The 14,895-nt window shown below is 49.7% G+C and carries 10 protein-coding genes; all 10 read left to right on the top strand.

Annotated features, from left to right (window positions below):
* Window positions 1–9: 9 nt before the first annotated feature.
* The 10 genes from leuC (at window position 10) to ACOZB4_RS28975 (ending at window position 14,714) form a co-directional block, all read left to right on the top strand.
* A complete protein-coding gene (gene leuC / locus ACOZB4_RS29020) occupies window positions 10–1,434 on the top strand; it encodes a 3-isopropylmalate dehydratase large subunit (protein ID WP_076321329.1) in 1,425 nt (474 codons plus the stop codon).
* A 20-nt stretch (window positions 1,435–1,454) separates the two neighbouring features.
* Window positions 1,455–2,057: a 3-isopropylmalate dehydratase small subunit gene (leuD, locus tag ACOZB4_RS29015; RefSeq protein WP_076321023.1), complete on the top strand. Its 603-nt coding sequence runs from the start codon at window positions 1,455–1,457 to the stop codon at window positions 2,055–2,057.
* A gap of 236 nt (window positions 2,058–2,293) precedes the next feature.
* Window positions 2,294–3,730, top strand: coding sequence for an N-acetylmuramoyl-L-alanine amidase (locus ACOZB4_RS29010; protein ID WP_379414566.1), 1,437 nt, complete (start codon window positions 2,294–2,296; stop codon window positions 3,728–3,730).
* Window positions 3,731–3,770: 40 nt separating this feature from the next.
* A complete protein-coding gene (locus tag ACOZB4_RS29005) occupies window positions 3,771–4,457 on the top strand; it encodes a GerMN domain-containing protein (RefSeq protein ID WP_379414565.1) in 687 nt (228 codons plus the stop codon).
* A gap of 201 nt (window positions 4,458–4,658) precedes the next feature.
* Window positions 4,659–6,038 (top strand): N-acetylmuramoyl-L-alanine amidase, encoded by a 1,380-nt coding sequence (locus ACOZB4_RS29000; protein ID WP_379414564.1) that lies wholly within the window; start codon window positions 4,659–4,661, stop codon window positions 6,036–6,038.
* A 39-nt stretch (window positions 6,039–6,077) separates the two neighbouring features.
* Window positions 6,078–6,677: a GerMN domain-containing protein gene (locus tag ACOZB4_RS28995; protein WP_379414563.1), complete on the top strand. Its 600-nt coding sequence runs from the start codon at window positions 6,078–6,080 to the stop codon at window positions 6,675–6,677.
* A gap of 78 nt (window positions 6,678–6,755) precedes the next feature.
* On the top strand, window positions 6,756–9,485 hold the full coding sequence (locus ACOZB4_RS28990; protein WP_379414562.1) for an S-layer homology domain-containing protein: 2,730 nt from the start codon (window positions 6,756–6,758) through the stop codon (window positions 9,483–9,485).
* An 84-nt stretch (window positions 9,486–9,569) separates the two neighbouring features.
* The gene (nth, locus tag ACOZB4_RS28985) at window positions 9,570–10,241 is read left to right on the top strand and encodes an endonuclease III (protein WP_076321029.1); all 672 of its coding nucleotides are present in this window, start codon (window positions 9,570–9,572) and stop codon (window positions 10,239–10,241) included.
* 252 nt (window positions 10,242–10,493) lie between these two features.
* Window positions 10,494–10,775, top strand: a complete 282-nt coding sequence (locus ACOZB4_RS28980; RefSeq protein ID WP_015734596.1) for a hypothetical protein — start codon at window positions 10,494–10,496, stop codon at window positions 10,773–10,775.
* Between the two features lie 264 nt (window positions 10,776–11,039).
* On the top strand, window positions 11,040–14,714 hold the full coding sequence (locus ACOZB4_RS28975; RefSeq protein ID WP_422759715.1) for a dynamin family protein: 3,675 nt from the start codon (window positions 11,040–11,042) through the stop codon (window positions 14,712–14,714).
* The last annotated feature ends 181 nt before the right edge of the window (window positions 14,715–14,895 follow it).

Raw genomic sequence — 14,895 nt, 5'->3', positions numbered from 1 at the left:
GTGATGATGATGAGTAAGAAGACAATGTTCGAGAAAATTTGGGATAACCACGTTATTCATCAAGAAGAAGGCAAACCGGGTATTTTGTACATCGACTTGCATTTGGTTCACGAGGTAACTTCCCCGCAAGCATTTGAAGGTTTGCGTCTTAGCGGCCGTAAAGTACGCCGTCCTGAACTGACCTTCGCAACGATGGATCACAACGTGCCAACGAAAGATCGTTTTAACATTACGGATCCGATTTCGAAGCAGCAAATTGATACCCTGACCAAGAACTGTCAGGATTTTGGCGTTACCCTGTATGATCTCGATACGATTGATCAAGGCGTTGTGCACGTAATGGGGCCGGAACTTGGTTTAACGCATCCAGGCAAAACGATTGTGTGCGGAGACAGCCATACATCCACTCACGGTGCATTCGGCGCACTTGCGTTTGGTATCGGTACGAGCGAGGTTGAGCATGTGCTGGCAACCCAATGTTTGCAGCAGGCGAAAGCGAAGACCATGGAAGTGCGTTTTGTCGGTCGCCGCAATCCGGGCGTAACGGCTAAGGACATGATCCTTGGCGTGATCGCGAAATACGGTACTGATTTTGCAACAGGTTATGTTATTGAGTATACGGGTGAAGCGATCCGCGAACTGTCGATGGAAGAGCGCATGACCGTATGTAACATGTCCATCGAAGGGGGAGCCAGAGCGGGCATGATCGCTCCGGATGAAACGACGTTTGAATACTTGCGCGGACGTCAACATGTTCCGCAAGGTGAAGCTTTTGATGCTGCAGTAGCAGCTTGGAAAAACCTTGTCACAGACGAAGGAGCCGAGTTCGACGTGGTGGTTGAGTTCGATGTAGAATCTCTGATCCCACAAGTGACCTGGGGAACGAGTCCGGGAATGGGTACTGGCATTTCCTCAACGGTTCCTAACCCTGCGGATTTCAAGACCGAGAATGAGCGCAAGGCAGCGGAGAAAGCTCTGGAGTATATGGCCCTCGTGCCAGGGACTCCAATATCCGAGATTCCGATCGATTATGTCTTTATCGGTTCTTGCACGAATGGACGCATTGAAGATTTGCGTGCAGCAGCAGCTGTAGCGAAGGGACATAAAGTGTCCAGCAATGTAACGGCCATCGTTGTTCCAGGGTCAGGCCGAGTGAAGATCCAGGCTGAACAAGAAGGGCTCGACAAAATTTTTGTTGAAGCGGGTTTCGAATGGCGTGAAGCAGGCTGCAGTATGTGTCTCGCGATGAATCCGGATGTACTGAAGCCGGGCCAGCGCTGCGCATCCACGTCCAATCGTAACTTCGAAGGACGCCAAGGACGGGGCGGCAGAACGCATCTCGTATCGCCGGCAATGGCAGCGGCAGCTGCGGTTAAAGGGCGCTTCGTGGATGTACGTGACTGGAACTTTGTAGCCGAAGAAGTTGTGAGCTAAGAAGGACGGAGGAGAAGTTTATGCAAGCATTTACGAAATTACACGGTATAGTCGCACCTGTGGACCGGGTGAATGTAGATACGGACGCAATTATTCCGAAACAGTTTTTGAAGCGGATTGAACGTACAGGATTTGGACAGTTTCTGTTTTACGAATGGCGGTTTGATGAAGAGGGAGGCAATATCGACACCTTCTCGCTGAATCAGCCCCGCTACCAAGGCTCAACCATCCTGATTTCCCGTGCCAACTTTGGCTGCGGCTCTTCCCGTGAGCATGCCCCTTGGGCGATTCTCGACTACGGATTCCGCGTGGTCATCGCTCCATCGTTTGCTGATATTTTCTACAATAACTGCTTTAAGAACGGGATTCTTCCGATCAAACTGTCGGAGGAGCAAGTGGAGGAACTGTTCCAGCGCACAGAAGCTACAGAAGGTTATAAGCTGAACGTCGATCTGGAGAGCAAAACGATTACAGATGATCAAGGACTCCATATTGACTTTGATCTCGACGAGCACCGCCGTCAATTCCTGCTTCAAGGACTGGATGACATCGGATTGACACTGCAGCATGAAAGTGCAATCGATGCTTACGAGAAGAAGCATGGGGAGCGTCTGTTCGCTTAATCTCGTAATTACACGGCAAAAGGTTACAAGATTATTAAACTTCCATTTCCTGTGTAGGAAATGGAAGTTTTTTTTGGTATTATGGAATTAATATGCAGCGATAGCCAAGAGGAACCACTGTTTTATGTCAGTATTTGTCCGGCGGCGTGTTGTCGGGAATGTGCTGATTTACATATTTTTAGTTTTTTGCTAGATTTGCTTTTCAAATTTAATCATGGGATGATCGAGGTGGATTCATGAAGAAGTTAGGGTTTGTAATGATGTTGATAGTCTTCTTGCTGGCGTTTCCGAAAAGTGGCGAAGCCAGTTCTTCAAATGCAAGCATTTTTCTTGACGGAGAACCATTGAATTTGTCTTCGGGCGTTCAGGTAGCCAACATGAAAGGTAACGTGATGATTCCGATCCGCGTGGTATCCGAGAATCTCGGGTTCAAGGTAGGTTGGGAGAAGGCCAGTCAAACGGTAACGGTCGAAAACAGTGAGAAGGCTGTTCGTATGGTGGTCGGCAGCCAACAGGCTGAGATGAACGGTGCCCAGGTTGAATTGAACTTGGCCCCTGTCTTAAATGGACAGAACACGCTTGTGCCGCTCCGGTTTGTGAGTGAGCAGATGGGGCTTGATGTGAAATGGGACAACCAGACAAAGGCTGTGTTTCTCTCCAGCTCCATTCCACCGGTTTCTGAAGGAGAGGTTGATCCTGCTGACGGAAACCATTCGGGCAGTGAAACGCCCCCGCCTGTCGAATCAGGGAACCAGGCTGCAATGACAGGGCTAAGCTTTAGCGACAACCGGTTGATGATTGCTACAGATGGTACGGTTACGCCGAAAGTATCCAGCATAACGGGACCGGACCGGATTGTGATCGATCTTCCAAATACCGTCTTCTCTTCTTCGTTCTTGGATGGACATGCAGCCAATGCACAAAGCGGCGGCGCGATGGTAATCACGGATTATCCTGACGTTATGAATGTACGATATGCCATGTTCAGTGACAATCCATCAACCGTGCGTATCGTTATCGACCTGACAGGTCCTAAAAGTTATGGGGTAATTCAAGAAGCGGGACTCATTATTGTTGATCTGAACGCCGAGGGAGAAATCCTCATACCACCCGTTCCCCCGGTAACAGGCAACGGCAAGAAGACGGTTGTTATTGACGCCGGTCACGGTGGAATCAAGCCTGGATCGATCAGCATTTCGGGAAAGAAGGAGAAATCATTTAATTTGGATGTTTCTCTGAAGGTTGAAGCGCTTCTTAAAAACGAGAAGAATATCAATGTTGTGATGACTCGCACTGATGATTCACACCTTGAACTTAGTGATCGCGTCAAGATCGCAAATAACCTGAAGGCGGATATATTCGTGTCTATTCACGGAAACAGCAGCACGACCAGCAGTCCGAACGGTACGGAAACGTATTATACGAGAGATTCAAGCAAATCCTTGGCGAATGTGATACACAAACATCTTGCGAGTGCAACAGGTCTTAAGGATCGGGGAGTTAAATATAGCAGCCTTCATGTTACGAGAGAAACAACGATGCCGGCTGTCCTGCTCGAGATTGGCTTTTTGAGCAACCAGGGTGACGAAGCCCAGTTGTTTAAAGACGATTTCCAAAATCGTGTTGCACAAGGTATTGTAGCGGGTATTAAAGAATATCTTCAAGTACAATAATGTGTACAAGATTTGATGAACTTAGAGGGGGACGAAAGTCATGAACAAAAAATATTGGATGACAGGATTGCTGGCGCTCCTGCTTGCATTTAGTGCCGGCTGTGGACAGAAGCCGACTGCAGCCCCTGCCGAGACAAATCCGGAGACCGCAACAGGAGAAGTACAAACACCTCAGGATAATCCGGGAGAAACGGCGGCTGATGATCATAAGGAAGATGACGCAACATCAGTAAATGCAGGCGAGGGAGCCAGCACACCGCCGCAGAATACAACCGGTCAAAGTACTGGAACGCCTGTGGATACAAAGGATGTGAATACCACGGAGGATCAAGCGAAGAAGGCCAATATTAAACTCTATTATACTGACCCCGAAATCATGGATCTGAAAGAGGCTAGCAAAGAGATCACATACTCGGGCGAAGAGGATAAATATAAGAAAGCCTTTGAAGGACTTCAAACGAGCAGTGATGCCGCACTCAGTCCACTATGGTCGGATAAGATTACGCTGAAGTCTCTCAAGTTTGATAAAGGAGCTTTGACGCTGGATATCACCAAACCAGCCGAAGCCAACCTCGGAGCTGGAGGGGAAATGTTTGCGATAGATGCCTTACAGAAAACCTTCTTCCAGTTCGATGAGGTGCAGTCTCTGGAATTGCTAGTAGACGGTAAACAGACCGAAAGCTTAATGGGACATGTTGAGCTAGAGCATCCAATGACTCGGAAATAGTCATAAAGAACTGTTTGTGAAATTCATACGAAGGACTAAACACCTATTTCGGTTTTTGAAATAGGTGTTTTTTTGGTAAAAAGGGAACAATTTCGCAACTTTCATTGTGACTTTGCGTCTATAGGTTGTCAGGTAATGTCGGACAGGCCGAGTGCAGGAACGCCAATCTATGGCAAAATAATAGGATGGTAGGGGTGAAGGATGAAGAAGTTCGGTTTTTTAATGTTTCTGGTTGTCATCATGATTGCGTTTCCTAAAATGGCGGATGCGAGTTCGTACAGCGCAAAGATTTACCTGGATGGCCAACAAATCAATCTGTCATCTGGCGTGAAGGTCGAGAACAATAACGGTACAGTCATGGTTCCGATCCGTGTCATTTCCGAGAATTTGGGATTTGATGTGTACTGGAGCAAGGCAACCAAGACGGTAACTGTACAAGACGGCTCGCAGACAGTAACGATGGTGATTGGAAGTCAGCAAGCTGACATCAACGGTCAACGTATACAAATGACCAAAGCACCCGTTCTTCGCGAAGGAACAACACTGGTTCCCCTCCGTTTTGTAAGTGAGCAGATGGGTCTTCAAGTAAGATGGGATAACGCGCAGAAAGCAGTTTATCTGACCTCGTCTTATGACGGGAGTAACCCTGGTGAAGAACCCGGCGTAACTACGTCGACCGTGGACGGTATCAGTTTCAGCGACAACAGGCTGATGGTCGCCGTTACGGGCTCTGCGAAGCCGAATGTATCAAAGCTTAGCAATCCGGACCGTATCGTCATCGATATGGTGAACACGAATTTCTCGGATACGTTCAGCAGTAACGCCAGCTTTGATGACGTGATGAAGACCGGTCAGATGGACGTAACGGGATATCCGGATGTCAAATCCGTGCGTTACTCCTTGTACAACAGCAATCCGATGACCGTGCGCATTGTCATTGATCTCAACTACGCCAAGAATTACACCGTTTCAGGCCTTGAGAACGGATCGGGCCTGTTCATTGTGGATTTGAATACGGGCTCTAACCCGGTACCTGGTACAGGTGGTAAGAAACTCGTGGTCATTGATGCGGGTCATGGAGATCACGACCCGGGAGCAATCGGGGTAACGAAGAAGAGGGAGAAGGATTTCAACCTCGCAATGGCGCTGAAAGTTGAGAAACTGTTGGCCAAAGAACAAAATATCGAAGTCGTTTTAACTCGCAGTAACGATACTTTTCTCGAGCTGAAGGAACGCGCAAAAATTGCGAATGATCTGAAGGCTGATGTTTTCATATCGATACATGCTAATAGTGGCCCTTCCACTGCAAGCGGAACCGAAACGTATTACTACCATGAATCTGACAAGGCGCTGGCGAATGCACTCCATAAAGAGATCGTCAAGGCCATGGGATTAAAGGATCGCGGAGTGAGGTATGGTAATTTCCATGTTATTCGTGAGACGAAAATGCCCGGTGCCTTGCTCGAAGTCGGATTCGTGAGCAACAAGACCGATGAGAGCAAGCTATTTGATCCGGCAACGCAGGATCGCGTGGCAGAGGCCATTGTCAGAGGCATCAAAAATTATTTGAAGGTTGATTAACGATACGACAGGGATCGTGATTGCAGGAGGTGGCTACTTTTGAATAAAAAAATATGGTCGGCTGGCCTACTGGCAGCCGTAATGCTGATTGGTGCCGGTTGTGGACAGAAACCCGGAGCGGCCCCGGACAATACGCCTGGGCAAGTAACGCCTGCACCTGATGATCAAACAGGACAGAGTAGTAATGGAACGTCGAATGGATCAGGTGGATCGTCTACGGGCAGCGGCAGCGAAGTGACAACGCCGGAAGCGAAAACAGAGAGCATCAAAGCCTATTACACGGATCCTGATATGATGGAACTGGTAGAAGGTACGGCAGAAATTTCGTATAAGGAAGATCAAGAAAAATACGAAGCGGCTTATCAAACATTGCAGAAGAGTGGTAATGCCGAAATGATTCCTCTGTGGGAAAAAATCGGGCTGAAATCCCTGAAGTTTGAAAACGGGGCGTTGACACTCGATGTGACGGTCCCGGATGAAGCCAACCTGGGTGCAGGCGGGGAGTCGTTTGCTGTCGATGCGATCAAAAAAACTTTTTTCCAGTTTGACGAAGTACAATCACTTCAAATTCTGGTGGATGGTCAGCAGACCGAATCGTTAATGGGTCATGTCGATTTGGAAAATCCAATGACTCGGTAATGATGGTTGAAGGAGATCACGATCTGCTGTCGAATATTAGTATATGATGAAGCAGTAGTTATTGAGAGGGGAAAGAAAATGGTACTTAGACACAGCAAACATGTTCATTCCAAAAAAGTGGTCTCCGCCGTCATGGCCGGACTTATAGCATTCGGAGGCGGGGCTTCGATCGTCTCGGCAGATGAAGAAACGGTAAATGCGACAACGGCAAATGCCGGCCCAACGGCCATTAACGGATTCAGTGACGTTAATGCCGGATATTGGGGAGAGAAGTATATTTATCAATTAGCAGCACAGGGGATCGTGACCGGAAATAACGGAAAGTTTCGTCCGAACGATCCAGTAACGCAGCAGGAAGCTGTAACGATGGCGATCCGTTTCTTAAGCAAGCAGGATCAATTAAGCAGCGGCGCTGCGACATTACCGACAAATATTAAAGTGAATGATTATTTTACGAAGTATGTTGAACTGGCTTTTCAGCAAAACCTGCTCGACAAGCAAAAAGAATCCGGATATACGGATGAGAAAGTCATTTGGGGCGCGCAAAAAGCATCCCGTGAATGGATAACCGAAGTGCTTGTCCGTTCCATTGGACGTACCGCGGAAGCCAATGCAGCCAATAATAAAGCGACAGGCTTTGCGGATAACGCCAAGATATCCCCGGATCGTCTGGGTTATGTGAATGTAGCGGTTGAGCTTGGACTTGCGAAAGGCGTGAACGGCAACAAGTTCGATCCGCAAGGGGCCGTTACCCGTGCCCAGCTTGCAACGTTCCTTAGCCGGGCTCAAGCCTATATTACTACAAATTACGAGAACCAATACAAAGGCTCCATCGCTGCGATAGAGAACGGTAAGTTGGAGCTGTACGCCGATGGCAAGCTGAATTCATTCAAGCTGGATAATTCCACAGCGTATTTCACCTCCGATTCGGAGAAGAGATTGCAATTCTCGGAGATCAATCCTTACACTCAAGCGGTGGTTGTCGTGAATAACGGAACGGCTGCTTACGTGGAAATTACGGATCCAACCCAGCAAGTGGAGCGGTTTGACCGCACGTATGCACGCTTGTCGCCGGACAACCTCATTTGGCTGGATACAGGCAGCACCTTTGAAGAGCTGAGTTACGACCCAAGTACAGTGTTCCTGGATCAGAACGGTACGAAGATCGATCCAAAGACGCTTGCAGCCGGCAGTCTGCTTACGATTGAACGTGAAACATACAGCCCGCAGAAGAAAATCGTTTCAATCCGCGTAAAGAGCGGCTTGGTTAACAAGACGGGAGCAGGCATCGTTCAGAACGTGGATACGGCCAACAAAAGAGTAACCCTTAAGGATAGCACCGGTTATGAAGATACGTACACATGGGATGATGCAACCGTTATTCGCTATCAGAATCAAATCTTGGCTCCGGCGGAGCTCAAGAATGGCTACACCGTGAACTTTTCGGTAAGAAACAGCGTTATTCAATCGTTGGAAGTCACGCAAAGCGTTGATCGTACCGTGCAGGCGACGCTGTACTCCGTTGAAGAAAACGGAAAAACGATCACCTACAAGCGCAGTGGAAGCACACAGCTCGAAACGAAGTATTTGGCAGAGAAGCCGGAAATTATCATGAGTGGCGTGGCAAAACCGGTTCTGTCCGATTTGCTCGCTGACGCGGTATCCGGGGATCAAGTGACACTGACCATTAACGGTGAAGAAAAGATTTCGAAAATCGAAGTAACGGGTCGTAAAATTGAGCAGTTGGATGCCGCTACCGTGGTAAACTACGATGCCAAGACGCGGTGGCTGACTGTTAAGGATGCGAACAACCTGCCTCGTGTGATCGTTTTGGATGACAAGACAAAGCTGGAATCAAGCTACGGAACGACGCTGGATCGAGTGGAACCTTTGCTTGTCTCAGGACGCAAAGTAAGTGTCTCTCTGATCGGTACCCGCGTACTTTCATTGGAAGTGGTATATAAAGTTGAAGGTAAAATCAGCAACATTAACACATCCAAGAGAGTGATTTCGATTGTGACCGCTAGCGGAAAAGTGGAGGAAGTTTCATACTACAATAGTCCGGTTGTGGAAATCTTCGGCAGATCAGGCGTAACCCTGGCGGATTTACGGATCGGTGACGAAGTGTCAGCCCAGCTGTCGAACAATCAGGATTACTTGCAGAGCTTAAAACTCAAAACTTCCGCCCAATTCGAGGTGGTATCTACGGAACCAACGAGGAATCGGATTCGAGTGAAAGCGAACGGTTCTACAAGCGATATATATACCGAAAAAACTATATTTACCGGTGAAAGCGGACAAGCAATTCTGCTCAATGACTTGCGTCCGGGAGCACTCGTTAATATAACTTTCCAAGGCTTAACGCCTGTCGCGGTTGCCGAAGTTAAATTGACGCTTGGCGAAGTGACAAGCGCAGATGTTTCCGGAAATTCACTGACCGTGAAGGATTATTCAGGCAACAGTCAGACATTAGGCGTGAGCGGTGGGGTCAAAGTCGTTAAGAATGGTTCGACGGCTTCGAATTTAAGCACATTGACCGCAGGAGATCGCGTTGAGATTCGAAAAGATATTCAAGGCGTAACGATCGTGCAGGTTCTGGAGAAGGTTGAACGTGCATTCTGGCAGGCAAGCAACACGGAAATTCAAGTGAAGCGCAAATCGATTAACGATAATTTCCGGTATGCATTATCCGATAAAGTATTTGTTCATCAAGGTGACACTACTTTGTCCGTGCAATCCCTTAAGGAAAATGATAATATTGTACTGTACTTAAACAACGGTGTCGTTGTTGAGATCGTAAAACAGTAAATTATCGACCTGGGATTGCTCGAGAAACACCGTCTTGATGCGGGGATTTCCGCATCAAGATTTTTTTTTGCGGGAGGGAAACATATGAATGCGGCAACGGTACGGCATATTTTGGACACGATGGAGAGCATGTTTCCGGATGCACATTGCGAGCTGAATCACAGCAATGCGTTTGAGCTGACCATCGCCGTGCTGCTGTCCGCTCAGTGCACGGATGAAACGGTTAATAAGGTGACAAAGGATCTGTTTCAGAAATACAAAACGCCTTTGGATTATGTATCGGTACCGATCGAGGAACTTGAGCAGGATATCAGACGGATCGGATTATACCGGAATAAGGCCAAACATATTCAGAATTTGTGCAGGATTCTGATCGAACAGTATGGCGGTGAGGTGCCGGAGGCTCATGATGAGCTGGTTAAATTACCTGGGGTTGGACGAAAGACAGCCAATGTCGTCGTTTCCAATGCTTTTGGTGTGCCTGCCATCGCGGTTGACACGCATGTGGAGCGAGTTTCCAAGCGACTTGGACTGGCCGCCTGGAAAGATTCCGTGCTGGAAGTGGAGAAAAAGCTGATGAAGCGGGTACCGCGTGAAGAATGGACGCTGACCCATCATCGGATCATTTTTTTCGGACGGTATCACTGTAAGGCTCAAAATCCGCAATGCCCGGTATGTCCATTGCTGGATGTCTGCCGTGAAGGAAAGAAACGTATGAAAACCTTAGCAGTCAGGAAGAATAAGGAACAATTGTAAAACCAGCAAGAAATAGACAAAAAAGAGGTTCATCTGATTCATCGGGAATACGGCACTTTAATGAATAGCTAGCGAAATGGACATAATTGTAAGCAAGCGCAAAGCTTGCCTTTGTCTCCGGATTTCTATCTTTAGCCGCATGGGAGAATGGAGATCTGGAAACAACAGTATCAAAGGTCGGTTTTCGCGAGGTGAAAGAGGACGGTATCCTGGATCGGCATGAGCTAAATTTAAAAGAGGATGGGATTACACATGAAATGCATCTCTGTTTACACCGACAATTTTGAATTGTTCTCAGATATTTTTGAACATGTGGTGGAGAGCCAAAACCAACTGAGTGAGAATGAAGAGCAAGAAGTCGAAGGCGTGACGTTCAGTCATTCCGGGGATGCTCCTGAGCATTATTTGGAGCGTATGTCACAGAAGCCCGAAGTCGTGGTCATGCGCGATAAATCACGCGGATTAACTATTCTGCAGCACGGAAATGTCTTCGAAATTTTGATTCCGGCAGAAGAAAACACCGTTGTATCTTAAGTTCTTCAAATTTGATGTTTTAAAAAATGAGATAAACCTGGTGCTTACAGGGTAATCGAGTGTGAACTCTCACCTCATTCCTTCTATGTGTCGGTTTATGAAGCTTTGGATTAATGGCAGGCAAGGAAGATCACTTCCTTGCCTGCCATTTTGCATAGATAAGGACTGTCATATCAAGAAAGGCCCCCGAAAATGAAATGCAATGATTCCTTTACGGCACAAGCGGTGATAAAATAAAATGATGTGAATAGATAGTGTCAGAAATTGAGAGATCAATGGACAGGAGCGAGAAATACATTGAAGTTGATGGCTGAGCATGAAATCGGATACAGTGTGACGGAACTAACCAGAGTTCGAGATCGTTTCTTGGAGTGGAATGACGAATCTTCCTCCGCTTTGACTGAGGATTTAATACGCAAGGGTACAGGCGGCGAGCTAACGCTGGCTTTCTGCGGGCATTTTTCCGCCGGGAAGTCGAGCATGATTAATGCGCTTTGCGGCAAAAAGGTGCTGCCTTCAGGTCCGATACCGACGAGCGCGAATGTGGTTACGATCCGAAGCGGTGAGCCGCGGGCGTTGATTCACCGATCTGCTGGGGAGCCTGGTGAGCCCATAACGGTAACGATTGACGAACTTGCTGAATACTGCAAGGAGGGCCGGGAGTATTCCGCGATTGAAGTGTGGGATGATGTGCCGCTGCTTGGCGAAGATGGCGTCTTGATGGATACCCCCGGGGTCGATTCAACGGATGACGGGCACCGGCTTGCCACGCATTCCGCCCTGCATATGGCTGACATCGTTTTTTACGTCATGGATTATAATCATGTACAGTCGGAGAGTAATCTGATGTTTGCCAAGAGCTTGTCGGATTGGGGGAAACCGCTGTACCTGATCGTCAATCAGATTGACAAGCATCGTGATGATGAATTAACGTTGTCTTCTTATCTAAACGACGTGAAGAAGGCGTTCGTCCAGTGGAAGATCACATATAAAGGGCTGTTATGCACTTCGCTTAAAGTTCAGGACCATCCCTATAACCAATGGGAAACGCTGAAGGCTTTTATCGGTGAGTTGATATCCCATAAGGAACCGTTGCTGCGCTACAGCGTATCCTGCTCTATTCGCCATGCTGCTGATCAGTATGTGGAAGCCTATACCCGCAGCCATCAGGAAGAGAAGGAGCGGCTGCTGGAGGAAATGGGTGGCGAGGAGGCAGCTGCGGCGATGAAAGCACGGCTGCAGGAGCTGGAGGAGCAAAAAAGATCCGCCCAGCTGCTGCCGGAATCCGTTCGGACGGAACTCCGCAAAGAAGCGGATGCCCTTCTGGCAAATGCCAATTTGACGCCGGCGGATGTTCGGGATTTAAGTCTCTCCTTTCTGGAAAGCCGCAAGAGTGGTTTTAAGGTCGGATTTCTGTTCACAGGCGGCAAGACGGAGGAGGAGCGTCGGCGTCGTCTGGAGTCATTCCATCATCGATTGGAGGAACAGACCGCATCGCAGATCGATTGGCATCTGCGTTCGCTGTTTCGTAAAAGCGTGGAGTATCATACGGAATGGAATACCGAATGGGAAAGCTTGATGGACGCTGAACTTCCCGGTGTGCGGGAGGATATGATTACGCGGACCGTGAATCCGGAAGCGACGGTGTCCGGCGAATATGTATTGAACTATAACCGGGAGCTGGCCGAGGAAATCAAGGGCAGCTACCGCCGGGCCGTGTTGGTGCTTGCCGACCGGCTGAAGGCGGTATTGACGGACGCTTCGACCGTCCGTCTGCAGGAACTGGAGCGCCAGCGCGCCGAGCTCCTGGCTCAATCCGCGGCTTCCGCCAGCTACGATAGCCTGCAGCAGGCGGAAGCCGCCCGCGCGGCCGAGCTGGCGCAGCTGCTCCCGCCGCGCACCTCCCTCACCCCCGGCCTCCTGCCGGAGGTGAGGGAGCCGGAAGGGCAGCCCGCGCAAGCGGCTGCCCAGGGCGGCGCCCCGGCGGCGCAGCCGGGGCAAGGGCGCACGGCGCCCCGCCCCGCCGCTGCGCAGGCGGCGGCACCGCAGCGGCGCCAGCGGTTGGATGCCGCGGCAGCCGAGCTGCGCGCAGCGGCGGCGCTGCTGGCGCCGCATCCCGCGCTGGTCTCGGCCGCGCGGGATCTGACCGCCCGCGCGGATGCGCTTGCGGGCGGCTCGTTCACGTTGGCGCTGTTCGGCGCGTTCAGCGCCGGGAAGTCCTCCTTCGCCAATGCACTGCTTGGCGAGTCGGTCCTGCCGGTGTCACCGCACCCGACAACGGCGGCGGTGAACCGGATTCTGGCACCGGCTGAAGGGAAATCCCATGGTACCGCAGCCGTGCGCATGAAGAGCCGCGATATGTGGTGGGACGATCTGAAGTACTCCTTCAGCGTGCTGGGTCTTCAAGAACCGAATCCGGGGAATTGGCGAAGCGTTGCTGAAGAATTGAATCCGGCCGGTATTCACCCGGCCGGCTTGCCGCATTACGGGTTTCTGAAGGCCGCCGCCGCGGGCTTTGATGTGATGGAGTCCAAACTGGGTACGACAGAAACAGTAGAATTGGTGGAATATCGAGGCTATGTGGCGGACGAAACCAAATCCTGTTTCGTTGACGGGATTGATCTGTATTACAGCTGTCCGATGACAGAGCAAGGGATCGTGCTGGTGGATACGCCTGGAGCCGATTCCCTGCATGCTCGGCATACGGGCGTAACGTTTAATTATATTAAGAAAGCGGATGCCATCGTATACGTAACGTATTACAACCACGCCTTCTCCAAAGCGGATCGGCAATTCCTGTCCCAGCTGGGCAGGGTTAAAGACAGTTTTGCTCTGGATAAAATGTTTTTTATCGTCAACGCCGCAGACCTTGCACAATCCGAAGAGGAGCTGGATGAGGTGGTGAAGCATGTTCGTACCAACTTGACATCCAGTGGGGTAGGCAGCCCGCATATCTTCCCTGTTTCCAGTCTGGCAGCGCTGGATAGTAAGCTCTATGGGGATGAAACAAAATTGAAGGAATCAGGGTTCCCTGTATTCGAAGGAGCGCTTAGCCGATTTGCGGTTGAAGAGCTGCCAAGGCTTTCAGAGCGCGCGGGTTATGATGAACTGGCTTCGGTGAGGGATCGAATCAGGGCATGGGCCGATATGGCAGCCCAGGATGAGACCACGCGTGAGCGTAAAATCGTGGAGATGGAAGAGGTTCATCAACAAGCCTTATCCCGCCTTGCGGCTTTGACGGAGATTAACATGTCCCGCGATATCGCGCAGGAAAGCAGCGAACTGTTGTTTCATGTACGGCAGCGGCTGGATTATGCCATGAACCGTTTCTTTCAGGAGTCGTTTAATCCTTCCGTGCTCCGGGAGGATGCAGGTCACCTGAAATCGGCCTTTGCGGCATGCGGACGTGATTTGATGCGGACGCTATCCTTGGAGCTGGATCAGGAGCTATGGGCAACAACGCTTCGATTAGAGATGGCCGGTCGCAAATTAACCGAAGAAGCAGCGCTTAAAGCAGCAGCGGATATCAACGGTATGGGCGAAGGCTTGTCTCTTGCTATCCGGCGGGAGAAGGACTGGTCACCGCCTGAGCTGGAGGAAACGGAATTGCATATACAGGGGGACTGGTTGTCCTTCTGGCCGACCTTTAAGAACCCGAAACATTTCTTTGAGGGTAGCGGAAGCTCCAAGCTTCGTGAAACAGCAGAGCCGAAGGTGAAGGATGCCGTGGCGAGTGTGGTGAGCATTCGGGAAGAGCAGCTGACGGACCACTATGTTCGGATGAGTGAGCGTTCATTGCAGCATCATGGATCGGTGTTGGAGGAACAGCTGAAGGAATCCATGGCTGCCATCCTCGGTTCGCTTCAGGACGGTCAATCTCCGTTGATGTGGAGTAAGCTGGCAGATGAGCTGGATGTTATGATTCAGGCAGCTCGGTAATGGCGGATTTTATGCCGTCAAGAGCATGTATGCATAACGAATAGTATAGATGTTGGAGTCTGGAGCTCCTAGACGCATAACGATTTTATGCAGGTGAACTCCAATCATACACTCCTCAATCGAAAGGCGTTCCCTATGCCATCATGGCGGGACGCCTTTTTTCCTATGCTTATCCGGGCTA

It is taken from the genome of Paenibacillus sp. NPDC058898 (assembly GCF_049316025.1).
Taxonomy (GTDB): Bacteria; Bacillota; Bacilli; order Paenibacillales; family Paenibacillaceae; genus Paenibacillus_AQ.
Note: the sequence above shows the minus strand (reverse complement) of the source record. Positions and strands in the feature narration are given on the sequence as shown.

Bases quoted from the DNA above. Each gene is read 5' to 3' on its own strand.
- leuC (WP_076321329.1), top strand. From the start codon at position 10: ATGAGTAAGAAGACAATGTTCGAGAAAATTTGGGATAACCACGTTATT.
- ACOZB4_RS29010 (WP_379414566.1), top strand. From the start codon at position 2,294: ATGAAGAAGTTAGGGTTTGTAATGATGTTGATAGTCTTCTTGCTGGCG.
- ACOZB4_RS28990 (WP_379414562.1), top strand. From the start codon at position 6,756: ATGGTACTTAGACACAGCAAACATGTTCATTCCAAAAAAGTGGTCTCC.
- ACOZB4_RS29000 (WP_379414564.1), top strand. From the start codon at position 4,659: ATGAAGAAGTTCGGTTTTTTAATGTTTCTGGTTGTCATCATGATTGCG.
- ACOZB4_RS29005 (WP_379414565.1), top strand. From the start codon at position 3,771: ATGAACAAAAAATATTGGATGACAGGATTGCTGGCGCTCCTGCTTGCA.
- ACOZB4_RS28980 (WP_015734596.1), top strand. From the start codon at position 10,494: ATGAAATGCATCTCTGTTTACACCGACAATTTTGAATTGTTCTCAGAT.
- leuD (WP_076321023.1), top strand. From the start codon at position 1,455: ATGCAAGCATTTACGAAATTACACGGTATAGTCGCACCTGTGGACCGG.
- nth (WP_076321029.1), top strand. From the start codon at position 9,570: ATGAATGCGGCAACGGTACGGCATATTTTGGACACGATGGAGAGCATG.